24 protein-coding genes are annotated in these 26,196 nt (G+C 67.5%); 16 read left to right on the top strand and 8 right to left on the bottom strand.

Annotated elements, in window-relative coordinates:
• Window positions 1–167 precede the first annotated feature (167 nt).
• Both OG225_RS32860 and OG225_RS32855 read left to right on the top strand, forming a co-directional pair.
• A complete protein-coding gene (locus OG225_RS32860; protein WP_405178719.1) occupies window positions 168–2,111 on the top strand; it encodes a VanW family protein in 1,944 nt (647 codons plus the stop codon).
• Window positions 2,112–3,019: 908 nt separating this feature from the next.
• Window positions 3,020–3,223, top strand: a complete 204-nt coding sequence (locus tag OG225_RS32855; RefSeq protein ID WP_405178718.1) for a hypothetical protein — start codon at window positions 3,020–3,022, stop codon at window positions 3,221–3,223.
• A gap of 144 nt (window positions 3,224–3,367) precedes the next feature.
• Here OG225_RS32855 and OG225_RS32850 read toward each other — a convergent pair whose 3' ends face one another.
• The gene (locus OG225_RS32850) at window positions 3,368–4,453 is read right to left on the bottom strand and encodes a DUF4185 domain-containing protein (protein ID WP_405178717.1); all 1,086 of its coding nucleotides are present in this window, start codon (window positions 4,451–4,453) and stop codon (window positions 3,368–3,370) included.
• A 288-nt stretch (window positions 4,454–4,741) separates the two neighbouring features.
• Here OG225_RS32850 and OG225_RS32845 point away from each other — a divergent pair, with 288 nt between their 5' ends.
• Window positions 4,742–5,860, top strand: coding sequence for a GGDEF domain-containing protein (locus OG225_RS32845; protein WP_405178716.1), 1,119 nt, complete (start codon window positions 4,742–4,744; stop codon window positions 5,858–5,860).
• Window positions 5,861–5,989: 129 nt separating this feature from the next.
• Here OG225_RS32845 and OG225_RS32840 read toward each other — a convergent pair whose 3' ends face one another.
• The gene (locus OG225_RS32840; RefSeq protein ID WP_405183446.1) at window positions 5,990–7,825 is read right to left on the bottom strand and encodes an acyl-CoA dehydrogenase; all 1,836 of its coding nucleotides are present in this window, start codon (window positions 7,823–7,825) and stop codon (window positions 5,990–5,992) included.
• A gap of 296 nt (window positions 7,826–8,121) precedes the next feature.
• On the opposite strand from OG225_RS32840, the gene OG225_RS32835 reads away from it, so the two are divergent.
• Window positions 8,122–8,715, top strand: a complete 594-nt coding sequence (locus tag OG225_RS32835; protein ID WP_405178715.1) for an alpha/beta family hydrolase — start codon at window positions 8,122–8,124, stop codon at window positions 8,713–8,715.
• 113 nt (window positions 8,716–8,828) lie between these two features.
• Here the strand turns inward: OG225_RS32835 and OG225_RS32830 are convergent, their stop codons facing one another.
• From OG225_RS32830 to OG225_RS32815, 4 genes are all read right to left on the bottom strand, one after another.
• Window positions 8,829–9,521, bottom strand: coding sequence for a class I SAM-dependent methyltransferase (locus tag OG225_RS32830; protein ID WP_405178714.1), 693 nt, complete (start codon window positions 9,519–9,521; stop codon window positions 8,829–8,831).
• 161 nt (window positions 9,522–9,682) lie between these two features.
• The gene (locus tag OG225_RS32825; RefSeq protein WP_405178713.1) at window positions 9,683–10,903 is read right to left on the bottom strand and encodes an erythromycin esterase family protein; all 1,221 of its coding nucleotides are present in this window, start codon (window positions 10,901–10,903) and stop codon (window positions 9,683–9,685) included.
• A 135-nt stretch (window positions 10,904–11,038) separates the two neighbouring features.
• Window positions 11,039–12,148, bottom strand: a complete 1,110-nt coding sequence (locus tag OG225_RS32820) for a DUF4185 domain-containing protein (RefSeq protein WP_405183445.1) — start codon at window positions 12,146–12,148, stop codon at window positions 11,039–11,041.
• 167 nt (window positions 12,149–12,315) lie between these two features.
• The gene (locus OG225_RS32815; RefSeq protein ID WP_405178712.1) at window positions 12,316–13,068 is read right to left on the bottom strand and encodes a crotonase/enoyl-CoA hydratase family protein; all 753 of its coding nucleotides are present in this window, start codon (window positions 13,066–13,068) and stop codon (window positions 12,316–12,318) included.
• Between the two features lie 121 nt (window positions 13,069–13,189).
• Between OG225_RS32815 and OG225_RS32810 the strand changes: the two genes are divergently transcribed.
• From OG225_RS32810 to OG225_RS32800, 3 genes are read left to right on the top strand one after another with little or no spacing between them, the layout of a single operon-like run.
• Window positions 13,190–14,701, top strand: a complete 1,512-nt coding sequence (locus OG225_RS32810; protein ID WP_405178711.1) for an acetyl-CoA acetyltransferase — start codon at window positions 13,190–13,192, stop codon at window positions 14,699–14,701.
• A 13-nt stretch (window positions 14,702–14,714) separates the two neighbouring features.
• Window positions 14,715–15,479 (top strand): crotonase/enoyl-CoA hydratase family protein, encoded by a 765-nt coding sequence (locus OG225_RS32805; RefSeq protein ID WP_216911638.1) that lies wholly within the window; start codon window positions 14,715–14,717, stop codon window positions 15,477–15,479.
• Between the two features lie 4 nt (window positions 15,480–15,483).
• On the top strand, window positions 15,484–16,119 hold the full coding sequence (locus tag OG225_RS32800; RefSeq protein WP_405178710.1) for a TetR/AcrR family transcriptional regulator: 636 nt from the start codon (window positions 15,484–15,486) through the stop codon (window positions 16,117–16,119).
• 61 nt (window positions 16,120–16,180) lie between these two features.
• On the opposite strand, the gene OG225_RS32795 is transcribed toward OG225_RS32800, so the two are convergent.
• Complete coding sequence (locus tag OG225_RS32795) at window positions 16,181–16,984, bottom strand: alpha/beta fold hydrolase (RefSeq protein WP_405178709.1); 804 nt, start codon at window positions 16,982–16,984, stop codon at window positions 16,181–16,183.
• 109 nt (window positions 16,985–17,093) lie between these two features.
• Here OG225_RS32795 and OG225_RS32790 point away from each other — a divergent pair, with 109 nt between their 5' ends.
• The 4 genes from OG225_RS32790 (at window position 17,094) to OG225_RS32775 (ending at window position 20,341) form a co-directional block, all read left to right on the top strand.
• Window positions 17,094–17,981 carry an oxygenase MpaB family protein gene (locus OG225_RS32790; protein ID WP_405178708.1) on the top strand — a complete coding sequence of 296 codons (888 nt, stop codon included), beginning with the start codon at window positions 17,094–17,096 and terminating at the stop codon, window positions 17,979–17,981.
• Window positions 17,982–18,022: 41 nt separating this feature from the next.
• Window positions 18,023–18,646, top strand: a complete 624-nt coding sequence (locus OG225_RS32785) for a TetR/AcrR family transcriptional regulator (protein WP_405178707.1) — start codon at window positions 18,023–18,025, stop codon at window positions 18,644–18,646.
• Window positions 18,647–18,722: 76 nt separating this feature from the next.
• Entirely contained in the window at window positions 18,723–19,052 is a 330-nt protein-coding gene (locus OG225_RS32780; RefSeq protein WP_405178706.1) for a hypothetical protein, read from the top strand.
• A gap of 71 nt (window positions 19,053–19,123) precedes the next feature.
• Entirely contained in the window at window positions 19,124–20,341 is a 1,218-nt protein-coding gene (locus tag OG225_RS32775; protein WP_405178705.1) for an acyl-CoA dehydrogenase family protein, read from the top strand.
• 75 nt (window positions 20,342–20,416) lie between these two features.
• Here the strand turns inward: OG225_RS32775 and OG225_RS32770 are convergent, their stop codons facing one another.
• Window positions 20,417–20,899 carry a GAF domain-containing protein gene (locus tag OG225_RS32770; RefSeq protein ID WP_405178704.1) on the bottom strand — a complete coding sequence of 161 codons (483 nt, stop codon included), beginning with the start codon at window positions 20,897–20,899 and terminating at the stop codon, window positions 20,417–20,419.
• A gap of 96 nt (window positions 20,900–20,995) precedes the next feature.
• On the opposite strand from OG225_RS32770, the gene OG225_RS32765 reads away from it, so the two are divergent.
• The 5 genes from OG225_RS32765 (at window position 20,996) to OG225_RS32745 (ending at window position 26,178) form a co-directional block, all read left to right on the top strand.
• Entirely contained in the window at window positions 20,996–22,381 is a 1,386-nt protein-coding gene (locus OG225_RS32765) for a styrene monooxygenase/indole monooxygenase family protein (protein ID WP_405178703.1), read from the top strand.
• A 108-nt stretch (window positions 22,382–22,489) separates the two neighbouring features.
• Entirely contained in the window at window positions 22,490–23,605 is a 1,116-nt protein-coding gene (sfnG, locus tag OG225_RS32760) for a dimethylsulfone monooxygenase SfnG (protein ID WP_109523148.1), read from the top strand.
• On the top strand, window positions 23,605–25,128 hold the full coding sequence (locus OG225_RS32755; RefSeq protein WP_405178702.1) for an acyl-CoA dehydrogenase family protein: 1,524 nt from the start codon (window positions 23,605–23,607) through the stop codon (window positions 25,126–25,128). The genes sfnG and OG225_RS32755 overlap by 1 nt, the downstream gene beginning before the upstream one ends.
• 26 nt (window positions 25,129–25,154) lie before the next feature.
• Window positions 25,155–25,688 (top strand): NADPH-dependent FMN reductase, encoded by a 534-nt coding sequence (locus OG225_RS32750; RefSeq protein WP_405178701.1) that lies wholly within the window; start codon window positions 25,155–25,157, stop codon window positions 25,686–25,688.
• The gene (locus OG225_RS32745) at window positions 25,681–26,178 is read left to right on the top strand and encodes a flavin reductase family protein (protein WP_109523151.1); all 498 of its coding nucleotides are present in this window, start codon (window positions 25,681–25,683) and stop codon (window positions 26,176–26,178) included. Before OG225_RS32750 ends, OG225_RS32745 begins: the two co-directional genes overlap by 8 nt.
• Window positions 26,179–26,196 lie beyond the last annotated feature (18 nt).

The raw sequence follows: 26,196 nt of genomic DNA, 5'->3' as shown, positions 1-26,196 counted from the left end.
AGACCCCCGACCCGGCAACTGCGCGGGGCTTCTCCACGTTCCCAGACCGCTATTTGCTAGAGATTAGCTGAGGGTTCGTGCCGTGCGGACGACCACGATAGGGCTCTATCGTTGGAGAGACCCGCACGGTGCGGGTACCTGTTTACCTTCAGCGGGGAGGACGGTTCGTGACGAGCGAGTCGAGCACCGGAAGCCACGACCGAGGCCGACGCGACGGCGGCGAAGTCGGGCTACGCGAGCTCCTCGAATCGCATCGGACGGCGGATGGACAGGCCCCGGAGTGGACCTCGGCACCGACCCAGCCTCTACGTACCCAGCGCCCCACACCGCGAAACCACCCCCGCGACGCTCGGCGAGATCCCGCGAGATCCGGCCCTCCCGGCCCGCCGCGGCCGCGGCGGCCCGGTTCCGGCGGCAGACCCGCGGCGAGTCCGTGGTGGCAATCGCCGACGACCAAACGCGTCGGCATCGCGATCGGCGCTGTCCTCGGGCTCGCCGTCATCGGCTATATCGCCGACCTGGTGACGACCTCGGGTGAGGTTCCCCGCGGCGTCGTGGTCGCCGGTGTCGACATCGCGGGGATGGATCCCGCCGCGGCCGACGCCAAACTCCGTGCCGCACTGGGCAATCGGTCCAGCGAGGAACTGCCGCTGCGCATCGGTGACGCGGAGTCGCGGATCGTCCCCGCCGCGGCGGGCCTGCAAGTCGACTGGGACACGACCTGGGATCGCATCGGCGGCCAGCCGTATAACCCGTTCACCCGCCTCGGCTCGATGTTCGGCACCCGCCACGTGCCCGTCGCCAGCGACGTGGACGACGCCGCGTTGACCGCGCAGCTCACGTCGTTGCACGAACACGATCGCGCGACGGTCGACGGCACCATCCGATTCGAGAACGCCAAACCCGTCGCGATCCCGCCCGTGCCGGGACAGGTACTCGACACCACCGCCGCGCGCACCCTGATCATCGACAAGTGGATCCTCGGCGCCGCCATCGACCTGCCGGAGGTACCGGCGCCGCTGACCGTGCGCCCCGAGGCCGTCGACCAGGCGCTGCGCGATATCGCGGAACCCGCCGTGCGCGCCGAGGTGAGCTTCGCGGGTAAGGCGGGCGCGGCGAAACTCGATCCGGCGCAGATCGCGAGCGTCATCTCCTTCGCGCCGGACGGGCAGGGCGGTCTCGCGCTCAACGTCGACCAGAACGCCGCGACAGGTTTGCTCGCACCGCAGCTGGCGGCCACCGAAGTCGAACCGAAGGACGCGAGTTTCGCGGTGGGCGGCGGTTCGGCCAGGGTGGTGCCCGCCGTGACCGGTGACAAGATCAACTGGGCCAAGACCCTCGAACAGCTGCCCGTCCTCCTGGTGGCGCGGGAGCGCACCGCGCAGGCAGTCTACGAGAAGGTGGACCCCGCGCTGACCACCGCCGCCGCGGAAGCGCTCGGCATCGTCGAACCCATGGGCGTCTTCACCACCGGCGGCTTCAGCGGTCCGTCCGGGGTCAATATCCGCACCGTCGCGCAGAAGGTCAACGGGGCGGTCGTCAAACCGGGAGACACGTTCTCTCTCAACGACTTCACCGGTACACGCGGCGTCGCCGAGGGGTATGTCGAATCCGGCATCATCGATCACGGCCGCCCCAGCACCGCCGTCGGCGGCGGCATCAGCCAGTTCGCCACCACCCTCTACAACGCCGCCTATTTCGCGGGTATGGAGGACGCTGGGCACACCGAACACAGCTACTACATCTCGCGCTACCCCGCCGCCCGCGAAGCCACCGTCTTCGACGGCGCCATCGACCTCAGATTCCGCAACAACACCCAGTCGGGCGTCTACATCGAGACGACCACGTCGGCCTCGGAGATCACCGTCCGCCTGTGGGGCACCAAGACGGTGAATGTCGAATCCGTCACCGGCGACAAGTCCAAACCCACGGAGCCGAATACCGTCACCCTGCCGAAGGGCAAGGACTGCATCGCCTCCGAAGGCGCTCCTGGATTCACCATCTCCGACACCCGCATCATCACCGACCGCAAAACCGGTCGCGAGGTGTCCCGCCATACCCGGACGGTGAAGTACGACCCGATTCCGGTGGTGAAATGCGAGGAGAAGTGACCCCGAGGCTGTTCTGAGGGCGCGGCGCGCCTTCGGGTGCGAGCGTGATTTCTGGCGCCTCGTTCGGCGCGTAGTACGTCCCCTGCCGTTCGATCGAGGTCTGTTCCGGCCTCTCCTCAGCTCGTAGAGGGCCGGGGACCCGCCGTGTGAGAGTTCGGGTATCCGGCTGCCGTGGTCGCTGCTCGCGAGCCGGTGGCCGTATGCATGCCCGAGGCGTGAATCCGCTCAGTCCCTGAGGATGACGGCGGCGTCGATCGGTACCGCCGTCGCGTTCCTTCGCACCGACCCCGCTCGGTAGGGATCCGGCCGCCGCCGAGTTCGCGCGTCGGTCGTACAAGTACTCCGTTCGAGCCTGGGTGTATCTGTGTGCCGATGAAACCGGCGTAGGACTGCTATCCGATACTCACGGTATCGTTAATATGTTCCGCAAAATCGGTTCGAATCGGAATGCTTGCGGCTGTGTTACAGATAGTTTCCGGTGAGGTTCGTCTCGTATTTGCTATTGAATTGCTAACCTTTATTTCGGTGACCATAGAATTAAGGGCACGGGTTCATGGTTGCTTGTCTTGATGACGTGAATAATGCGGTCCGCAACCCGATATTTCTGGGGTTATGCCCTGAGAATTATGGGCATGTACGACCCGTGTCGGATCGATTGAATTCCGTGAAATCCCTGGTAGTCCGGGTGTCTATCGTCCTTACGTCGGAGCCGAGATGCGCGGTCGCATTCGTGAATCCTCGACCCCTCCGACTGCATATCGAAATATTCGTTGATCATCGGCAATGCGGGCCTGTGGGCGGCCGGTGCGGAAACTCTCTGAGGTCGCCGACATCGTAATAGGACTGGATCCGGCCATTAGCCGGTTCGCTGATGGCGTCAGAATTACTCGACAGGAATGAATCAAGCAATGAAGAAGCTTTCGATGTTCGTGCTCACCGGTGCCGCGGCTGCGGGAATCGTGCTGTCCGGCGCGGGTATGGCCGCCGCCGACGAGGGAACGACCCCGCCGCCCGCCGCGGGCACCGGCTCCTCGGAGCAACTGGTTAAGGTTCTGCAGGGCCTCTCGTCGGGTTCGTCGAAGCCGGGTCAGAACCCCGCCCCGACCGAGTAACAACGGTGCACCCCACCGCGGCGGGCGCCGTCGCGGTGGGGTCATTCGACCGGCCCCGGATCCGCGACCACGTGGCCGTTGCCGACATCGTGGCGAAAATGGAAACGGCCCGGATCGCTCCGGGCCGTTTCGTTGTATTCGCCACTACCCCAACGGTGTTCGCATGAGGATGACGTTGTACTGGCTGTGCACGGTGAGCAGGAAGTACAGGTCGCGCCCGGTCTGATACGGGAAGATCATCGGGGCGTAGGCGGTGGGCAGTGACGGTGCGTCGATGAGAACGCGCGGCGGCCCCCACGGACCTTCGGGTGCGGGGGCGGTGCGCATGACCACCGAATTCGCGGGATCGGTTGTCATCATGACGTATTGGCCGAGGTACTCGTTCCACATCACAGACAGTTCGGCGACATCACCGACGATGGGCGCGGCGACCTTGACGTCCGGTTTCCACTCCTTGCCGTCCCAATACTCGTAGGTGTCGAGATTGGCGATATCGGCTTCCTTCGTGCGGGAGACGAATCCGGGATTCGCGCGCCCGGCGGGTGTGCCGTACCGGTAGATGTAGCCGCCGGTTTTCAGGAACGCGCTCTGCTGGAAATTCTGCCAGCCGTCGACATTCGCGCGGCGGGTGTTGGGCAACTGTGCCCAGGTCTGACCGCCGTCACCGGAGACGGCCAGGGTGGAGAAGTTGGTGATCCATTTGCCGTGATCACCCCAGCCCTGCACCGACATCATGCTCATGTACTGCACGCCGCCGACCGAGATGCCCGCGGTGGGAATGAAACTGATCTCGATGCCGGGAATCTTGGGGCTCGGCAGCGGATTCGTCACGGCGCTGTCGAAGTAGATGCCGTTCGACGGATCCTTGGTGCTGCTGCGGAACAGCACATTCGACGACCAGGCCCAGACACTGCCCGCGAGCAGATTCGGGACGCCGAGTCCGGCGCTGTCGCCGAAGGCGGTCATCATGGTGCCGCGGCCGTCGTCCCACATGATGCCGAGGTCGGTGCCGAGCATATTGACGTTCTGGGTCCGGTTCGGACTGTCCATCCCGGTGACCTGGAAGACCGCCTGGGTCGGCCCCGGCAGCTGCGGTAGTCCGCGCCAGCCGTTCAGGCCGGGAATCGGATTCACGTTGTTCGGGTCGGCGGCGGCGGGGCCCGCGACCCCGACCACGAGTACCACGCCGATGGCACAGGCCCTGGCGAGTGCCGACAGCGATCGTTTCATTCGGACGAATCCCTCCTGTGGCGTGGTTGCCCGCAATATTGTGCCCGTTGATCGTCGATCGGTGTGGTGTACGGCACTGTGGGGCGGGACACGTTCACCGGATCGAGTCCGTCGGGGAATCAGCAAGATCGTTCCTGGGTACTGCCTATAGTGGGCTGGAGCACATATGCGCGTGTCGGGTGCGGGTCCGCCGGTCCTGGACTGCTCCGATGACCAGGTGAGATCCGGCATCCGTGATCTCGTGCTCGGCGACGATCGGCGCGCACGGTCACGATCACGGGTGAGCGGATGGATGACGACAAGACACTACGTGCCTGGTGGCACGATCCGGTCGACTACTACTGGCTGATCCGCACCCTCGCGGCGCGGTCGGCGCTGCTGCCGCTGAAATGGGCGATCGGTTTACCGGGTATCAGCCTGGTCGTCTTGTCCGTGGTGATCGCCGGTACCCCCTTCGGCCCCACCGGCGATCCGAGTCCGGCGACCGTCGTCGGCGTGGTCACCGGGGGGTTGTGGACCCTGCGTTGGTTGTTGTTCCCCTGGCCGGGCAAAACGGAGTCGCTGCTGCTGATGGCGTTCGTCGATGTGCTGTTCACGGTCGAGTTCCTACAGGTGACGGACCGTTTGTTCGGGGCGATGGGCGCGATTCTGTTCGTGGTTTCCGGCAGTTATCTGGCCTTCTTCCACAGCGCCAAGGTGTTGGCGGTGCACGCGGTGTGGGCGTTGTTCTCGGTGATCCTGCTGTCGACGCTGGTCGCGACCGACGGCGGCGATGTCGGATTGGCCGTGGCGACGGCTCTGCTCATGGTGGGCGCGGTCGCGGGCGCGCTGCCCGCGCTCCAGTTCATGTACTGGATTCTGCGCACCGAATCGCTGTCTGACCCGCTGACCGAACTGCTCAACAGGCGCGGTCTGGAGAATCGGCTGCCGAGGTTGATCGACGGCCACAGCTCGGTCTGCGTCATGACCTTCGATCTCGACCGGTTCAAGAGCGTCAACGACAACTTCGGGCACCGGGTCGGCGATACCGTGCTGATCCGGACGGCCAAGCGGTTGTACGCCGCCGCGGAGGCGGGTTCGGTGGTGGCGCGCACCGGCGGCGAGGAATTCGTCGTCGCCGCGCCGATCGCGACGGCCGATGTCAGGGCCGAGGCGGAGCGACTACGTCGCGCCGTCGCCGCGACCGCCGAATCAGAGGTCGAGGTGACGGCGAGCGTCGGCGTCGCGGTATTCGACGCGGGCGCCCACGCGGACAGTCCACGGCCCGCGCCGGAGATGCTGCTGCACCGCGCGGACGCCGCGATGTACCGGGCCAAGGAATCCGGGGGGAATCTGGTCGTGATCGATGAATTGACGCCACCGCTCGGCGACGAGTACCTGCCGCCGTTGTTCCCGGACGCGCGCTAGAAGTCCGTCGACCCCGCGCAGGCAACAGCCCCTCGCCCGCCGGTCACGCATTGCGGGCGGCCGCACCCGCAGGTGAAACGACCCGGAGGCAGCTGCCTCCGGGTCTTTTCGTTCGTACTCGGCGATTCATCAGAACGCGGCTTCGTCGAGCTCCATGATGTCGTTGTCCAGGTTCGCCAGGATGGCGCGGGTCGCGGTCAGCTCCGGCAGGATGTTGCGGGCGAAGAACTGCGCCACGCCGACCTTGCCGGTGTAGAACGCCACGTCCGAACCGGTCGCGCCGTTGTCGAGCGCCTTGATGGCGACGTCGGCCTGACGCAGCAGCTGCCAGCCGATGAACAGGTCACCGACCGCCATCAGGAAGCGCACCGAACCGAGTCCGACCTTGTACAGCTCGGACTGATCCTGCTGGGCGCCCATCAGGTGCCCGGTCAGGGTCGCGGTCATGGCCTGGACATCCTCGAGCGCGGTCGCGAGCAGCTTGCGCTCGGCCTTGAGGCGGCCGTTGCCCGCTTCGGACTCGATGAACTTCTGGATCTGCCCGGCCACGTGGGCCAGGGCGACACCGCGGTCGCGGCCGATCTTGCGGAAGAAGAAATCCTGCGCCTGGATCGCGGTGGTGCCCTCGTAGAGGGAGTCGATCTTGGCGTCGCGGATGTACTGCTCGATCGGGTAGTCCTGCAGGAAGCCCGAGCCGCCGAAGGTCTGCAACGATTCGGTCAGGTACTGGTAGGCCCGCTCGGAACCGACACCCTTGACGATCGGCAGCAGCAGATCGTTGACGCGGAAGGCGACATCCTCGTCGGCGCCGGATACCAGCTGCGCCACGTCGGCGTTCTGGTGGGCGGCGGTGTAGAGGTAGATGGCGCGCAGGCCCTCGGCGTAGGCCTTCTGGGTGGCCAGCGAACGACGCACGTCCGGGTGGTGGGTGATGGTGACGCGCGGCGCGGTCTTGTCGGTCATCTGGGTGAGGTCGGCGCCCTGCACGCGGATCTTGGCGTACTCCAGCGCGTTCAGGTAACCGGTCGACAGGGTCGCGATGGCCTTGGTGCCGACCATCATGCGCGCGTTCTCGATGACGTCGAACATCTGCGCGATGCCGTTGTGCACCTCGCCGACCAGCCAGCCCTTGGCGGGCACGCCGTGGCCGCCGAAGGTGACCTCACAGGTGGCCGAGACCTTGATGCCCATCTTGTGCTCGACATTGGTGACGAAGACGCCGTTGCGGTCGCCCTTGGTGTTGGTGTCGAAGTCGTAGTGCCACTTCGGTACGTAGAACAGCGACAGGCCCTTGGTGCCCGGTCCCGCGCCCTCGGGGCGAGCCAGCACCAGGTGCATGATGTTCTCGAACAGGTCGTCGGAATCGCCCGAGGTGATGAAGCGCTTGACGCCCTCGATATGCCAGGAGCCGTCTTCCTGCTTGACCGCCTTGGTGCGGCCCGCGCCGACGTCGGAGCCGGCGTCCGGCTCGGTCAGCACCATGGTGGCGCCCCAGTTGCGGTCGGCGATGACCTCGGCCCACTTCTTCTGCTCGTCGGTGCCGTTGTTGTAGAAGACCTGGGCGAAGCCCGCGCCCGCCGCGTACATCTGGGCGGGCGGGTTGGCGCCGAGGATCATCTCGCCGAGCGCCCAGCCGATGACGCTGGGGGCGCCGAGGCCGCCGAGCTCCTCGCGGACGGGAACCTTGGACCAGCCGCCGTCCTCGAGGGCGCGGTAGGACTTCTTGAAGGATTCCGGCAGAGTGACCGTGTGGGTCTCGGGGTCGAAGGTCGGCGGGTTGCGGTCGCCGTCGACGAACGAGTCGGCCAGCGGGCCCTCGGCCAGACGCCGGACCTCGCTGAGCATCTCCTTCACCGTTTCGGTGTCCAGGTCGCCGTAGGCGCCCGCGTCCAGCAGCGATCCCAGGCCCAGAACCTCGAAGAGGTTGAACTCGAGGTCGCGGACGTTGCTCTTGTAGTGACCCATTTCGGTACTCACTCTCCGTTGAGTTGGTGCGGTCGGTTGTCTGCCGTTCCCGCCCGTTCTTCGCTCCACCGGGTAGCCGGTTTTCCGCATGCTACTCGCGGGTAACTTACCGACCATATTACCGGCCGGTAATCGACTCGGCAAAGGCTGGAGCGGGGAATGTGACGTGGAAAACACCGCCACGCCGTTGCCGCGCCGAGTCTCACCTAGTAGGCCGAAGCCGTGTGAGCGCCCCGCGAACCCCCGACATCGGGATTGTGGCCGGTCACAAGACCCCGCTGGCGATACGGTGACGTATGCAGATCGAGACGAGTGCCGGGCCCGCCGAGATCGAACTCGTCAAGCCCCGTGGCGCGCGCTTCCTGTTACTGCTGACCCACGGATCCGGCGGCGGGGTCGACGCCGCGGACCTGCTCGCGGTACGCGATACCGCGCTGGAACTGGGCGGCGCCGTGGCGCTGATCATGCAGCCCTACCGGGTGGCCGGCCGTCGCGCGCCCGGTTCCGTGGTCGTCCAGGACGCGGCCTGGCTGGAGATCGTCGCCGCCCTGCGGAAAAAGGTGCGCAAACCGCTGATCCAGGGCGGTCGCAGCAACGGCGCGCGGGTCGCCTGCCGCACCGCCGTCGCCGCGAAGGCGCGCGGTGTGCTCGCCCTGTCGTTCCCGCTGCATCCGCCGGGTAAGCCGGAGAAGACCCGGCGCGAGGAATTGCTCGCGGCGGGCGATATCGAGGTGGTCGTGGTGAACGGCGCGAACGATCCCTTCGGCATCCCCGATCCCGCCGACGCGGCCGAAGTCCGCGTCGTACCCGGTCAGCCGCATTCCTTCCGCGGCGGTCTCGATGTCATCACCGCCGCGGTGAGCCCGTGGCTGGAGCGTTGGTCGCGCTAGCGAGTGCCCGATCCTCACCGGTCGCTGACCGGGAACCCGGGGCGTGGGTCTGCGATGCGGCGTGCCCCGGGTGGTCGGCGCGGTGGAGGCCCGCAGTGCGGCACTCGCCGGGGCTACGGTCGACCCGATTCCGTTGACGCCGAAGGGGTTCGGGGCCGGGTGGCGATCACCATGGCATCGATCGCGTCGCGGTGTTCGGTGGGCCGGTGGATCCGGTCGGCCAGGCGGATTTCGAGACGGGCGGGAGCGAGGTCGGTGGTGACGTCGTCGGGGGTGAAGTGGATGGCGGGGTCCTGGGGGCCGCCGTAGCCCTCGGTGAGGTTGAGGGTGTCGTGGCCCAGCACCAGCAGGGTGCCGCCGGGGGAGAGGCGGTCGGCCGCCGCGCGCAGTACGGTGCGGCGCCGGTCGGCGGGCAGGTGCAGGAACACCATCAGGATCAGTTCGAAGGGGCCGGTGATCTCGGCCGCGTCCAGGTCGGTGACATCGGCGCACTGCCAGGTGATGCGGCTGCGCACCGAACGGGACAACCGAGTCGCCACGGTCCTGCCCTTGTCCACCCCGACCTGGGAGTAGTCGACCGCGTGTACCTGCCAGCCGTGGGTCGCCAGCCAGAGGGAGTTGCGCCCTTCGCCGCACGCGAGGTCGAGGGCGCGCGGCAATTCGGGGGGCGCGCCGCCGGGGGTGTCCGGCAGTAGCGGGATAGTCCGTTCCAACCCGTACACGTGCTCGACCACGGTCGCGTTCGCGGGCGCGCCCCACACCAGATCGCCCTGCGCGTACCTTGCGTCCCAATCAGCGGCCTCCATGCTCGGAAGTCTATTGAGCGCCGGGTACGAACCAAGCGCGCGGTGCGCGCCGCGAACCCCGCGCGGTGCGCCGCCGCGCGAACCGGTGCGCGGTGCGCCACCGCGCGGGCGCCTCGCACGCACCGATCCGGGCGGGCCGGTTCACATCCGAGGAGGCGAACTCATTCGGGCAACCACGCGACCGGTGAGGTCTCCCGTATGTGAACGAGCACGTCGAAGGCGTCGAGCAGCGCGTCCACCGTCATATTGGCCTCGGAATCCTTCGACTCGTCGTAGATCCCGCTGATGACACGCATGGTGGCCGGTTCACGCCATCGACGTGCCACCTCGTCCGGCGCTTCGGCGTGCGGGTCGATGAAATACGCGTCCAGGTCGACCTGTCCGAGTTCGGCGTCGAGCAGGTCGGGCGCGGGGCCGGGAGCCCGCCCCGTCCCCAGATCGCCATGATGGAATCCCAGTGCGACCGCGACGTATTCGGCGCGGAGCCGAGTGCGCAGATGGCTGCCGGTGCTGACGAAGGCGTCCGGATCGGTGCGGCCGACGCCGACCGGGATCGCCGAGATATGCGCGATGCCGTCCCAGTAGACGATCCGGGACGCGGCGGCCCGCTCCAGAATCCTTCGTGCCGAACGGAGTTCGTCTCCGGCGAATCCGCCACGGCCCGCCACGCTGTTCTCGTGGAATTCCACGATCACCCGCGCGTGGTCGAGCGCCGCGTCCCGCGCTGGTGACGCGGGCAATCCGTCCAGCAGCGCGTACGCGTCACGGGCGTGTTCGGCGAACGGCCGTCCCGGATGGACGCGCCGGTGCCGCTGGACGTGTTCGTCCATTCGGTGGGCGGTGCGGATCGGCGTGAGATGGGCTTCGACGGCGGGTGCGAGTTCGGGCGCAGCGACGCGCAGGTGGTCGAGAACCGCGTCGTAGTCGGCGGATTCCGCGTCCGGTGGTCGCACACCGAAGATCGTGACCGGATCGTGCGGGTGCTCGATGTTGTAGGCGCGCAGCCATGCCATCGTCGCGATCGTCTCCGCGGTGCGCAGCGGACGCCAGGCCTGGGCGAGCACATCCTCCGGCGTTCCGGTCCCGCCGCGCACGTAGGCGTCGAACCGGTCGCCCGAACGCGCGCTGTCCTGGATCGCGAGCGCGCGGAATCCGTGCCGGAGCACCAGTGCTCGCAGGATCCGCTCGCGCACCCCGTAGGTCTGACGGGAGAAACGGGTGGATTCGCCGAGGCCGACGACGGTGGCGGCGGCGAGTCGGTCGATCAGCGGGTCGAGATCGGGGCCGGTGTGATCGGCCTCGGTCGCGGTGATCGCGGATGCGTTGGCGCGCAACCAGTGACGAACGGCCGCGGTGGTCTCGGGGGCGGACAGGGCGGTCACGGGTACCTCCGGGGGGCGACGAGTGGGTCTGCGTACCCAGTCGAATACATCAACCAACCTCGAGGTCAAGCCGTGCCGGAAAACAAAAGGACCGGCGCTCGCCCGTGGCGAACACCGGTCCGGTCTCTCGTCGTCTCAGAGCGTGCTGCGCATGAGCACCACGTTGTACTGGCTGTGCACGGTGGTCAGGAAGTACAGGTCGCGTCCGGTCTGGTACGGGAAGATCGACGGCGCGTACGCGGTCGGGAGCTCGCGGGTGTCGATGAGCACCTCGGGCGGGCCCCACGGGCCGACCGGGGAGGAAGCGCGGCGCATCACGACCGAATTGAACGCGTCGGTGGTGAGCGAGATGAACTGTCCGAGATAGGCGTTGTACATCACCGAGAGTTCGCCGACGCCGCCCATGATCGGCGCCGCGGCATTCACGTCACCCTTGCGCGACCATTTCTCGCCGTCCCAGTACTCGTATTCGCCCAGGTTCTGGATATCGTTCTCCGCGACCCTCCCGACGAACGCCGCGTTGTTCCGGCCGGAAGGGGTTCCGTATTCGTAGACGTATCCGCCGTCCTTCAGGAAAGCGTTCATCTGGAAGTTGGCGTTGCCGCCTTCGTCAGGGCGTCGGGTGTTGCCGAGATCGGCCCAGGTCTCACCGTTGTCCGCCGACGCGGCGAGCCCGGAGAAGTTGGTGGTCCACTCGCCGACGTTGTCCCAGGTCTTCACCGACATCAGGCTCATGTACTGGACGCCGTTCACGGCGATCCCCGCGGTCGGGATCCGGCTGATCTCGATGAACGGGATCTTGGGGCTGGGGATGAGATCGCGTGCCTGTCCGACGATGTCGCGGACGACGCTGTCGAAGTAGATGCCGCCGGAGGGGTCCTGGGTATGGCTGCGGACGAGGATATTGCTGCGCCACGCCCAGGTACTGCCCGCGAGCAGGTTCGGGACGCCGATGCCCGCGGTATCGCCGAAGGCGGTCAGCATCTCGCCCTGGCCGTTGTCCCACATGATGCCGAGGTCGGTGCCGAGGACGTTGTAGGACTGGGTGTTGTTCGGGCTCGCCATGCCGGTCACCTGGAACACGGCCTTCGTCCGTCCGCCGAGGTTCGGCAGGCCGGTCGTGCCGTTGAGCACCGGGATGGGGTTGATCGCGTTGGGGTTTGCCGCGGCAGGGGTAGTCGCCGTGAGGAGCAAAACCGTGGCACCCGCCAGAGTCGATAGCAGGATGGATGCGGTCTTGTTCAAGGTGTGCGGCCCTCCGGGGGTCTCGCCGAAGGTGGCACGATCCACAACCCCCGTTATGTGTTTCGAGCCACATTTCAGCTGGCTGGCAAATCGAGCAAATGCTAGCAGTAGAACCGACCGAATTGGTGACATGTATCCCGAATCAAACCAAAATGGCGGCTAATTCATCAACGATCGCCGCGTCTACCGGCAAGCCTCACAATCAACGGCAGTTGCGTGGCGCGCTCTATCGCGAGTGTCCGGCGAGTCGATGCCTGCCAGGACCGCTCGAACAGTCGCTTGGCGCCCGCGACGGCGTGCGGTGAGCGGGTCGCGATGCGGTCGGCGAGTTCTTCCGCCGCCGCGATCGGATCGTCGCTCACCTCGGTGACGAGCCCGATGCGCGCGGCGTAGGCGGCGTCGACCGTATCGGCGGTCATCGTCAGCAGTAACGCCTTGTCCATGCCGACGAGCCGGGAAAGCGTGGCGGCGCCGGTCATATCGGGCACGAGTCCGTGCCTGGCCTCCATCATCGAGAATTCGGCGTCGGGGGTGGCGAAACGGATGTCGGCGGCGAGGGCGATCTGGAGACCGCCGCCGAAGCAGCGGCCGTGCACCGCCGCGATCACCGGTACCGGAAGTCGGCGCCAGGCCCAGCAGGCTTCCTGGAAGGTGTTGGTGCCGCGCCAGGGCAGCGGGATGAAATTCCGCGCCATCGCGAGCGGATCGCCGGTGGCCTTCGCGACGTCGAGACCACTGCTGAAACTCGGCCCGTTGCCGGAGAGGATGACCGCGCGCACACCGTCGCGGCGTCCGACGGTGTGTGCCGCGTCGACGAGGCCTTCGAGCATGCCGATCGTCAGGCCGTTGTGTTTATCCGGCCGATCGAGGGTGACGTAGGCGCGGTCGTCGTCGAATCGCACGGCGATATGGGAACCCATTCCCGGATATTACCCGTGGGTCAGTTTTATCGACCGTGACTATTGCCTGTTCCCGACCCGCTCTGCTGTACTCGAACCCGAGTTACCGTCAATATTGACGGTAACTGAGCGAAGCGGAGGAATGATGCTGCCAGCCGGAATGGATCCGCGGACGCCGGTGATCGTCGGCGTCGGCCAGGTGGTCCACCGAAGCGGCGAACCCGGTCTGCCGGGACCGGTCGAACTCGCGGCCGAATCACTGCGCCGCGCTGGCGCGGACAGCGGCGCGGGTGCGCGCCTGTTGCGCGACGCGGATCTGATCGCCGCCGTCGCCCCGGTCAGCAGGCCCTACTCCGATCTGGGCGCGCTGGTCGCGGCCGAACTCGGTGCGGATCCGAAACGCACGCTGCAATCGGTGCGTTTCGGCGGTGACGCGCCCCAGCGGCTGCTGAACCTCGTCGCGCGATCCATCGCCGAAGGGCGGTCGGAGATCGCGCTGATCACCGGCGCGGAGGCCGTCGCGTCCTGGAATGCGGCGAGCCGGGGCGGTATCGCGGTCGATTGGCCGGAACAGCCGGAGACGGTGCTGCCGACCGAGATCATCGGCTCGGAACGCGCCCCCAATTCGGAGATGGAGACCGCGGCCGGGCTGTGGGGGCCGGTGTACTTCTACGCGCTGATGGAAACCGCGCTGCGCGCTCGGCTCGGACTGAGCGAGGCCGAACACCTGGACCGTATCGGCGGGTTGTGGTCGCGTCTGTCGGAGCTGGCGGTCGGCAATCCCTATGCCTGGATGCCGACGGAGCGCTCGGCCGCGGATCTGGTGACGCCGACGCCCGCCAACCGCGCGGTGTCGAGCCCCTACACCAAACTGCTGGTCGCCAATCTCACGGTGGATCAGGGCGCGGGACTGATCGTGTGCGGCGCCGCCGCCGCCGACGCGGCCGGGGTGCCGAAGGACCGCTGGATCTTCCCGCACGGCGGGGCCACCGCCACCGACGAATGGTTCGTCACCGAGCGGGCCGACATGGGCGCCTCGCCTGCCATCGCCGCCGCCGGAAGCGCCGCGCTCGCCGAGGCCGGTATCGGCATCGACGACGTCGCGCATCTCGATCTCTACTCCTGCTTCCCGATCGCGGTGCAGGTGGCGGCGGAGGCCTTCGGTCTGCCGATCGACGATCCCGGCAGGCCGCTGTCGGTCACGGGCGGACTCACCTTCGCCGGTGGACCGGGCAACAACTACGCCCTGCATTCGATCGCGACGATGGCGCGGCTGTTGCGCGCCGAACCCGAGACCTACGGTCTCACCACGGCTCTCGGCTGGTACATCACCAAACACGGTGTCGGGGTCTTCGGGGCCCGCCCGCCGCGCTCGCTGTTCCGCGCGGTCGAGGCCGAACCCGTCGCCGCCCGCCGCGAGATCGCCCCCGGTTACATCGGTCCGGCGACCGTCGAGGCGTACACCGTCCCCTACCGCAAGGCCCGCGACGGCGGCGACGAACCGGAGGCGGTGGTGATCAGCGCACTGAACGCCGACGGCGCCCGCATACTGGTCAGGGCCTCGGACGCCGACACGATCGCGGCGTTCACCGGCGGTGACCCACTCGGCGCCCCCGTCGAGATCGCCGCTGCCGATAAGCTCACTCTGCTCTGAGGAGAGGACACCGATGACCGACCTGATTCTGGTCGAACGGCGCGATGCCATCACCGTGCTGACCGTGAACCGTCCCGAGGCGCGTAACGCCATCAATCTGGCCACCGCCCAGGCCATCGAGGCTGCGGTGGACGATTTCGAGGCCGACGATTCCGCGCGCGTGCTCGTACTCACCGGTGCGGGCGGAACCTTCAGCGCCGGAATGGATCTCGTCGCCGCGTCGAAGGGCGAGATGCCCATCACGCAGCGTCGCGGGCCGCTCGGCATCAGCGCGCGTCCGCCGGTCAAGCCGATGATCTCGGCGGTGGAGGGTTTCGCGCTGGCGGGCGGTTTCGAACTCGCGCTGTCCGGCGACCTGATCGTGGCGGCGGACAACGCGCAGTTCGGCATACCGGAGGCGAAACGCGGACTCGTCGCCGCGGGCGGTGGTGTGCTGCGCCTGACCCAGCGGCTGCCGCGTCCGATCGTCGCGGAATTGGCGTTGACCGGCGGACGTATCAGCGCCGCGCGGCTCTACGATCTCGGTCTGGTCAACCGGGTCACCGAACCGGGCGGCGCGCTCGCCGTCGCGCTGGAACTCGCGGCGGAAATCGTCTCGGCGGCACCGCTTTCGGTCGCGGCCAGTAAGCGGATCATCGATGAGTCCCCGGATTGGTCGGTGGAGGAGGGTTTCGCGAAACAGGGCGAGATCGCGCTGCCGGTGCTGTTCTCAAAGGATGCCACCGAGGGCGCGCTCGCCTTCGCGCAGAAACGCGAACCCCGTTGGCAGGGGCAGTGATTCGATGACCGAACGCGTCCGGGAGACGCAGGAGCTGCGCCGGGCGCGCATGCGGACGCGGCTCCTGGACGCGGCGGTGCGATCGCTGGTGGAGGACGGTTACGCGGGCACCACCACCTTGGCCGTGCAGAAGCGGGCCGGGGTGGCGCGCGGCACGCTGCAACATCATTTCCCGACCAGGGCCGCGCTGCTCGCCGGTGCGGTCGAATATGTCGCCGCGCAGCGATTCGACCAGCTCGGCAGGGAATTCGAGGCGATTCCCGGCGGCACGGACCGCTTGGAATATGCCGTCGAGCTGACCATGCGGATGCTCGACGGACCGTCGTTCCTGGCGGCGCTGGAGATGTGGGTGGGCGCGCGGACCGATCCCGAACTGCTCGCGGCCTTCGTGCCGCTGGAGCATCGGCTGTTCGACCTGATGCACACCAGTATTCGCGATCTCTTCCGGGCGGAGTTCCCGGATGATCCACGGGTGCCGACCATTACGGAATTCACCCTGGAGATCATGACCGGCCGCGCCCTGCGCGTGCTGCTGACCGGCGACACGGACAGCAACCGGATCATCCAGCAGCGCTGGGGCAATGCCGTGCGCATCCTGCTCGGCACCGCGGATCCGGCGACGCTGACCGGTCGCGGCTGAATCGCCGTGTTCGCTTTTCCGGCCGGTCGACGCGTCCGCCCGTAGCGTGGGGTCGAATCGCTCAGGCGGTGCCCGCGGTGTCGAGCAGAACCTTCGCGCACGCGTCCGGATCGTCGTAGAAGGGCGTGTGCCCACTGCCGCGCAGGGTGATGTGCCCCGCGTCGGGTAGCGCCGACTTGGCACGCCGACTCTGGGTGGCGTAGGTGAGCAGGACGTCGCGGCTGCCCCAGGCGACAGTGACCGGAATGTCGGCCAGCGCGCCGATATCGCGCAGGCGCGCGGTGTCGAACGAGGCGAGTGCCTCGGTGAACCCGGGGGCGTCACCGGCTCCGTTGGCGGTGTCGACGGCGACCGCCGTATCCACCGACCACGGCTTTCCGAAGACCAGGTAGAGGAACGCGGTGCGGCCCACGGCGGTGCCGAGAAGTTTCGGCAGCACCGACCGCAACGGCCGGACCAAACCCCTTGCCCCGCCCAGTGATCGCTGGCACCAGACGCGACCCGCCCGGTCCCAGAACCCGATCGGGGAGTAGGCGGTGACCGAACGGGCGAGTCCGCGCGCGCCGAGTTCGAGACAGATGAGCCCGCCCATCGAATTGCCCGCGAGGTGCGGGCGTTCGATGCCCTGTGCGGTGAGGAATTCCGCGAGTGCGTCGGTGAGGGTGGCGACGGTGGTGTGTTCCAGCGGCGCGGACTCCCCGAATCCCGGGAGGTCGACCGCGATCACATCGAAATGCTCGGCGAGGGTGTCGATGATCGGTTCCCACACTTGCCGGCGACTGCCGATGCCGTGTACCAGGACCAGCGGTTCCCCGCTGCCCACCCGGTGATGGTTCAACGTCGTCATCTTCATCCGATCATTCATTGGCGCTATGCCAACAGTAGCAGCGCGCCCGAACCCGAAGGGCTGGACCATTGCATAGCGACAAAGAGTGATTTATTGTCGCTTTATTCTCCGAGTGAACGAGAGTGTGATGTCGATCGACGATGACACCGCCTATGAAGACACCGCGGCCGAGGAAGTGACGACGCTCGGCCCGGATTCCCTGCTGTGGAAATACTTCGGCGACTGGCGGGTCATGCTGATGGCGCCCGCCGCGGGCATCATGCAACTCATGCTGCCCGCGCTCGGCGCGGGCGTCACCCAGCATTCGGATTTCTTCAACGAGCCGTGGGAGCGCATCTTCCGGTCGATTCCGCAGATCGCCGGAACCGTCTACGACGGCCCGGAAGCCGTGGCCACCGCCGCGGCGGTCCGCGACTACCACCGCGGAATCAAGGGTTTCGACGCCGACGGACAGCGGTATCACGCGCTCGATCCGGAAACCTATTTCTGGGCGCACGCCACCTTCGTCTGGTCGGCGATCATGATGGCCGACATCTTCGATCACCGGCTCACCGACGCCGAGAAACAGCGCCTCTACCGCGAGAGCGCACAGTGGTACCGGCTCTACGGCATCAGTGAACGGCCGATGCCGCAGGACTGGTACGCCTTCCGCGCCTACTACGAGCGCATGTGCGCCGAGCGACTGGTCGTCACCGAATCGGCCGCCTGGGTGGTTCGCCAACTGGATCGCCCCGACGAGATGCGCCTGCCGTACGTGCCGGACGCGGTGTGGCGGCTGTTCGGTACCGCGTTCATGCATCAATACCGCCTGGTCGCGGCGGGCACCATGCCCGCGGTGCTGCGTGACCGTCTCGGACTGGCGTGGGGGCCGTGGCAGCGCAGGCAATTCCGGCTCCGCGTCGCGCTGATCCGCCGGGTCTGGCCGCTGCTGCCCGAACAGTTGCGCTACCAGCCGCGGGCGCTCGCGGGTATCGCGCGCGAACGTGCGGCGCGCGAACATGTCACTGCCGCATGAAGTCCCGGCCCGGGTCGGCGGCGGCATGGCAGCATGAACCCATGGCCGATGCCGAATTCCCTTCGCTCGCCACGCTGCTCGATATGCCCGGCGGCGAACCGGATCCGATCACCGAGCGAATCCTGGACGCGGCAGTGGCCGAATTCACCGAATTCGGGTTGCGGCGCGCCTCCGTCGACGACATCCGGCGTCGGGCAGGCGTCAACCGCGCGACCGTCTACCGTCGGTTCGCCACCAAGAACGACCTGGTAGCGGCCACTTTCCAGCGATGGATCCTCGGTCTGCTCGCCGAGACGGCCGCCGCGGTCTCCGATCGGGCGACCGTGCGCGAACGGCTGGTCGAGGGTTTCGTGCGCTCGGTGCTCATCGTGCGCACCGACGCCCTGGTCGCGCGATTGCTGACCAGCGAACCGGAGATGTTCGTGCCGTACCTGACCACCGACGGCGGTCCGGTCCTGCTGGCCTGCCGGGAATTCCTTGCCGCGCAATGCCGGGAGCTGCTCGCCGACGGCCAGACGATGACGGTCGACGCCGACGCGGCGGCGGAGATCGCCCTGCGCCTCGCCCAATCGGTGGTGCTCACCCCCGAGGGATACTTCGACCTGCACGACGAGACCGCCCTGCGCGCGTTCGCCGACCGGTTCGTGGGACCGCTGGCCGGATGATTCCTCCGCACTCGCTCGCCGCCTGACTACCCGGTGCGGCATTATCGGGGTCATCGAAGCGAGAAAGAGGACTCAGGTGCGGATCTTCCTGGTCACCGCGGCCGTCGTCGCGCTGCCGATCCTGTCGGCGTGCGGCTCGGACAGCGCGACCGAACCCCCGGCGTTGACAGCGGCCGACCTGTCACGGTCACTGCAGGACAAAGGTTTGCGCGACAAGGATCTCGCAGACTGCGCCGCCGCCCTCTATGTGTCCGAGGGCATCTCCCAGCAGGGGCTGCGCACCATGACCGGCGACGAATACGACAACAAGACGGCCGATCCGGCCACGCTCGGTATGAGCAAGGAGGACGGGGACCGCGCCCGCGCCGCCAACGCGAAGATCGCCACCGAATGCCTCGGTAAGTAGGGTCCGCCCGCATTCCGATCCCGCTGCGCGCAACCCGTGAACGCGCGCCGACGCGGGTCCATCGTGGGGTGATGACATCGATCGAGGCGACAACCACCGCGGACTCCGATCTGGATGAGATCTTCCGGCCGATCTTCGACCGGATCGCCGAAGGCGCGGTCGAGCGCGAGGTGGACAGACGGCTGGCCCACGAGGAAATCGGCTGGCTGCGCGCCGCCCGCTTCGGCGCCCTGCGGGTCCCCGTCGAATTCGGCGGGTACGGCGCGACGGTCCGTCAACTGTTCCGCCTGCTCATCGACCTGGCCGCCGCCGAATCCAACCTGCCGCAGGCACTGCGCGTGCACTACTCCTTCGTGGAAGATCAGCTGCTCGCCGAGCCCGGCCCCGCGCGCGAACACTGGCTGCGGGCGGTGAGCGAGGGCACGCTGGTCGGCAACGCCATCACCGAACCCGGCGTCGGCGCGGTCGACCGCTACCGCACCCGGCTGACCCGCGACGGCGCGACCTGGCTGCTGAACGGCACCAAGTACTACAGCACCGGATCGCTGTACGCCGACCACATCCTGGCCGCCGCCGACCGCGACGGCGAGCGGGTCGGCGTGCTGGTCGCCGCCGATGCAGAGGGGGTGCGTCAGCACGACGACTGGGATGGATTCGGGCAGCGGATCACCGCGAGCGGCACCACCGAATTCAGCGACGTCGCCGTCACTTCGGAACAGATCCTCGGACCGGGATATGGCGTGCCCGGTCCCACCTACGCCACCGCCTACCTGCAACTGGTGCAACTCGCGGTGCTCGCCGGTATCGCCGCGCGCGCCGAACTCGACGCCAGAACCTGGGTCGGCGCGCGCACCCGCGGCTACACCCATTCCGCCGCCGACCTCCCGCGCGAGGATCCGCTGGTGCAGCAGGTGATCGGACGGCTGTCCGCCGCCGCGTTCACCGCCCGTGCCGCGGTGCTCGCCGTCGCGGATCTGCTCGACGAGGTACTCGCGAACGGCGCGAAGGACGAAAGCGCGCTGGTCGCGGTCGAACTCGCGGCGGCCCAGGCACAACTCGGGGTGATCGACACGGTGCTCCCCGCGACCAGCCTGCTGTTCGAAGTGGGCGGCGCGTCCATCGTCGCGGAGAAGTTGAGGTTGGACCGGCACTGGCGCAACGCCAGAACCATCTCGGTGCACAACCCCGCGATCCAGAAGGCCAGGGCCATCGGTGATCACCTGCTCAACGGCACCGATCTGCCCTTCGGTTGGAGTGCGGGCGAAAGGGTGAGCGCGGCGCGATCGTGACGAATCGACGATCGTCGCGATAGGCCGATCGACTCTCCCGCAACGGAATCGCCGGGGGAGTCGATCGACCGCGTGCTACAGCGTTTCGAGGAATACCCGCGCGACTGCCTCCAGCCCGAGCCGATCGGTGTCGTCGAATCGGCCGGGATCGGGGCTGTCGAGATCGAGCACGCCGATCAGTTCGTCCCCCCGTACCAGCGGCACCACGATTTCCGATCGGGAATCCGCGTCGCAGGCGATATGGCCCGGAAACGCGTGCACATCCGGGATGACCTGGGTCTGTCGCGTCCGCGCCGCGGTACCGCAGACCCCGCGTCCGATGGCGATCCGCACACACGCGGGTTTGCCCTGGAAAGGCCCGACGACGAGTTCGCGCCCGTCGAAGAAATAGAAACCCGCCCAATTCAGCCGGGGCAGGGCGTGGAAGATCAGCGCGGACAGATTCGCGGCATTCGCGATGCGGTCGGATTCCCCGGCGATCAGTGCCGTGGCCTGCGCATTCAACTCACGGTACTGCTCGGTGCGATCCCCGGACAATGCGGCAACGGTGAACGACATGCGTGCATCGTAGGCCCGCGAGCCATTGCGGATGGCCATCTGTTCCCACTGATCGCAACCCTCCACGAGAAGTGCTCGCGGACGCACCATGCAAATATGACATCGCAGAATTCCGTTTCACGTTCCACGCGTTCGGCCGCGATCGTCGGCGCCGGACAGACCGGCGTCACCGCGGCCATCGGACTGCTCGACGCCGGGTTCACCGTCATCCTCTACAGCGATCGCGATCAACGCGCGTTGCGCGACGAGGTGCCCGCCACCGGCACCGCGCTCGAATTCGGTGTGACCCAGCAGGCCGAACTCGCCCTCGGACTCGATACCTATACCGCGAGAGCGCCCAGGCATACCGGACTCAGTGTCCGCATCGCGGGCCCGGACAATGCCGAATTGATCGCCTTCGACGGTGAATTCGACGGATACGTCGGCGTCGCCGTCGATACCAGGCTCAAAGCCGACGAACGGCTGACCGCGTTCCAGGAACGCGGCGGACGGTTCGTCATCGAACCGGTGAGCCTCGACCGGCTCGACACCATCGCCGCCGAGAACGACCTCACGCTGGTCGCGACCGGCCGCGGCGGGCTGTCGGAACTATTCCCCGTCGACGACACCCGCACCGTCTACGACGCGCCCCAGCGGTCCCTGCTCACCGTCACGGTCACCGGACTCGGCCACGACCGCGACGTCTTCGCCCATCGCAGCCCCGCGGGCGGCGGGCACAGCGGATTCTCCATCCTCGCCGCACAGGGCGAGGCCTGGTGGGGTCCCTACCTGCACAAGGACGCCGGTCCGAGCTGGGCATTCCTCGGCTGGGCGCGCCCGGGCAGCGAGTGGGAGAAGCGTTTCGCCGCCGCCGATTCGGCCGAATCCGCGCACCGGATCGTGACCGAGCTGTACCGCGACTACATCGACTGGGATCTGCCCGAGGTGCTGGCCACGAAGGTGATCTCCGACGATCCGCATTCCTGGCTCAAGGGCGCGGTGCGTCCCGTCGTGCGCGCCGGGGTCGGCCGCACCGCGAGCGGTCACGTCGTCGGCTCGCTCGGCGACACCTCCGTCGCCTACGACCCGATCGCGGGGCAGGGCGCGCAGAGCGGATTGATCCAGGCCCAGCGCCTGGTCGTCGCGGCCGCCGTGCACGAGGGCGCGTTCGACGAACAGTGGTTGGCCGCCCGCTACGCCGAATTCCTCGCTGCCCGCAGCGACGCCGCCGCCAAGGTCACCCGGCTGTTCCTCAGCGATCCCGAACTGGGCGATATCGCCAACCAGTTCTTCGCCGCCGCCGCGGTCGAACCGCGATTCGCGAGCGCGCTGGTCGGATTGCTGCACCACCCCCAGCCTTTCCTCGGCATCGAGACCCCCGAGGACGCGAGCGCCTATATCGAGCAGTTCACCGGGCAGCCCGCCGCCGATATCCTCGCCCGATTCCAGCCCGCCGGGCGCTTCGCCCGATCCGAGTACGCGGGCGGATTCGCTCGCACCTGATCGGGACACGCCGGTGATCGGATCGCGGGGATTCAAACCCTCCTGTCGATCCGGTCCCGGTGTTGAAGTGGACAGACCGGCAGATATTTCCGGATCTTTGGAGTAACTATGACCACCGAGCAGATCGCGGACCAGATCCGGTTCGCCTACTGGGTGCCCAATGTCAGCGGTGGACTGGTCACCAGTGAGATCGAACAGCGCACCGGCTGGGATTTCGAATACAACAAGAAACTCGCGCAGACCGCCGAGCGCAACGGCTTCGACTACGCGCTGTCACAGGTGCGCTACACCGCCTCCTACGGCGCCGAATTCCAGCACGAGTCGACCTCGTTCAGCCTCGCGTTGCTCGGCGCAACCGAGCGGCTCAAAGTCATCGCCGCGGTGCATCCCGGCCTGTGGCATCCGGCCGTGCTCGCCAAATTCGGCGCGACCGCCGATCACCTGTCCAACGGCCGCTTCGCCATCAACGTCGTCTCCGGATGGTTCGCGGGCGAATTCCAGGCGCTGGGCGAACCGTGGCTCGAACACGACGAGCGCTACCGGCGCAGCGCCGAATTCCTCGAAGTGATCCGCAAGATCTGGACCGAGGACAATGTGAACTACGGCGGCGATTTCTATCGCATCCGCGATTTCACCCTCAAACCCAAACCGCTCAACACCCCCGAACGGCCGAATCCCGAACTGTTCCAGGGTGGCAACTCGACCGCCGCCCGGCGCAACGGCGGCCGTCACGCCGACTGGTACTTCTCCAACGGCAAGGATTTCGACGGCGTCACCGAACAGTTGGACGACCTGCGCGCCATCGCCCGCGCCAACGATCGCGAGGTGAAATTCGGTCTCAACGGCTTCATCATCGCCCGCGACACCGAGCGCGAGGCCCGCGATACGCTGCGCGAGATCATCGAGAAGGCGAACAAACCGGCCGTCGAAGGTTTCAGGGACGCGGTGCAGCAGGCCGGCGCTTCGACCGGTGATCGCAAGGGGATGTGGGCGGATTCGACCTTCGAGGATCTCGTCCAATACAACGACGGTTTCCGCACCCAGCTGATCGGCACCCCCGAACAGGTGGCCGAACGTATCGTCGCCTACAAGAAATTGGGCGTCGACCTGATTCTCGGCGGCTTCCTGCACTTCCAGGAGGAAATCGAGTACTTCGGCGAGAAAGTACTCCCGCTGGTGCGTGAACTGGAGGCTGCCGAGCAGCCCGTCGCGGCGGTTCGCTGATGACCGCGGTCATCGCCGACCGCATCGAATCGGCAGCTCGGGCGATCGATGTCGCAAGAAATCTCGCGGCGGAATTCGCGGTGGGAGCCGCCGCGCGGGACCGCGACAGGGAGCTGCCGTACGCGCAGGTGGACCGCTTGGCCGCGAGCGGTCTGCTGGCGATCACCGTGCCCGCCGCGTTCGGAGGGGCGGACCTCCCGCCCACCGTGGTCGCGGAGGCCGTGCGGATCATCGCGACCGCCGATCCGAATATCGCCCAGATTCCGCACAGCCATTTCGTCTACCTGAATCTGCTGCGATTGGCCGGTACCCCGGCCCAGCAGACCCGATATTTCGGCGCGGTTCTCGACGGTGCGCGCATCGCCAACGCGCAATCCGAGCGCGGCGGCGCGACGGTCGCCGACATCGCCACCACCGTGCGGCCCGACGGTGAGCGTCTCCGTATCGACGGCGCCAAGTACTACTGCACCGGTTCGCTTTTCGCGGATCTGCTCGCCGTACTCACCCGGCTCGACGACCCGAATTCCGAAAGCGGTCTCGCGCCCGGCGAATACGTCGTCTACCTGCCCGCCGACACCCCCGGCGTGCGGATCGTCGACGACTGGAACGGCATCGGCCAACGCACCACCGGCAGTGGGACCATCGTGTTCGACGGCGTGCTCGTCGACCGGGATCAGCTGGTCGCCCGCGCCTCGGCGGTGCACGCGCCGACCGGGTACGGCGCGTTCGCGCAACTCCTGCACGCCGCGATCGACGCGGGTATCGCCCGTGGCGCGCTCACCGCGGCAACGGATTTCGTTCGACAGTTCAGTCGTCCGTGGTTCGAGGCGGGTGTGGAGCGGGCGGTCGATGATCCATTGCTGATCCAGCGGTTCGGTGAGTTGGCCGTGGGTGTGACCGCTGCCGAAGCGACGTTGAGCGCCGCGGGATTCGCCGTCGACGCCGCTGTCGGTGAGGTGGCCGTCGGTGTGACCGCTGCCGAGGCGACGTTGAGCGCCGCTGTCGAACGCGGTGATGCGGTGATCGGGAACCACGGAACCAACGACGCGAGTGGGGGAGTGTCGACCATAGATCCGGGTGCCCGGGAGACATCGCGCGCGCGACCGGACCCGGTGGTCTCCGCGCCGCCGCAGTTCGGCGCGAAGTCCGCTGTCCCCGTGGCATTTCGACCGGCTCCCCCCGCCGGTTCGTCTCTAGACACGACTCCGGATGGTCGCGATGACTCCGCACGGTCGGCGGTCGCACTGCCCGTCGATGTGACCATCGATCGGACCGACGCCGTCGCCCACGCGTCACTGGCGGTCGCCACCGCGAAGATCCTGGCCGACCGGGCCGCCAACGAGGTTTCGGCCGCACTGTTCGAGGTGGCCGGAACCCGCAGCGTGGCAGCGGATCTGAACCTGCACCATTTCTGGCGCAACGCCCGCACCCACACCCTGCACGACCCGGTCCGCTGGAAGTACCAGCACATCGGCCGCGCCCTGTTGCACGACACCGCGCCGCCGCAGCATGGTGTCTTCTGAGCCGTGAGCGAGAGAAGGATACGAATATGTCAGTGACGGTCGTCATCGGAAACCCCAAACCCGCCTCGCGCACCCTGACCGCGGCGACGCTGGTCGCGCGAGCGCTCCGCCCCGATTCGGCGCCCGCTGTCATCGATCTGGTCACGCTCGGCCCCGGCCTGCTGTCCTGGGGCGATCCTGCCGTGGGCGAGGCCGCTCGCACGGTCGCCGAATCCGAACTCGTCGTCTTCGCCAGCCCCACCTTCAAGGCCACCTACACCGGCCTGCTGAAACTGTTCCTCGAACAGTTCGACGGCGGCACCGGACTCGCCGGAGTCGTCGCCGTGCCGCTCATGCTCGGCGCGGGTCCCGCCCATGCCCTCGCACCGGATCTGCTGCTCAAGCCGGTCCTCGTCGAGATCGGCGCGACCGCCGCACTGCCCGGCCTCTACCTCACCGACCGCACCTTCCACGAGGACGGCGCGATCGCCGCCTACGCCGAGCGCTGGCGTCCAGTAGTCGACGCACTGACCACGAAATCCCTACAGTCGAACACCGAGAAGGCGACGAATCATGCATGACCTCTTCGAATTCCCCGCCGACGGCGACGGCCTGCGCCGCGCCTTCTCCAACTTCCCCAGCGGCGTCGTCGCCGTCTGCGCCGAAGTGGACGGCGTCCCCCACGGACTCGCCGTCAGCACCTTCGTCCCCGTCTCCCTCGACCCACCCCTCGTCTCATTCTGCGTCCAGAACTCCTCCGCCACCTGGCCCCTCCTCGAACGCGCCGACCACCTCGGCCTGAGCCTGCTCGGCACCGACCAGCAGGCCGCCGCCAAAGCCCTCGGCGCCCGCAACGGCGACCGCTTCCGCGACTCCGAACTGCACCGCGGCACCGGCGACGCGGTCTTCATCGACGGCGCCTCGGCCTGGATCGAAGGCGTCCCCGAAGCCCAGGTCCCCGCGGGCGACCACACCGTCGTCATCCTCCGCATCCACCGCCTGGCCACCCGATCGGATATCGAACCCCTGGTCTTCCACGGCAGCAAGTTCCGCCGCCTGCTGGCGAGCTGAGGGGGATCGTCTCGGCCG

Origin of the sequence: Nocardia sp. NBC_01377, from assembly GCF_045040005.1 — a bacterium.
GTDB classification, from domain to species: domain Bacteria; phylum Actinomycetota; class Actinomycetes; order Mycobacteriales; family Mycobacteriaceae; genus Nocardia; species Nocardia noduli.
This window is presented reverse-complemented; position numbering and strand designations above follow the sequence as displayed.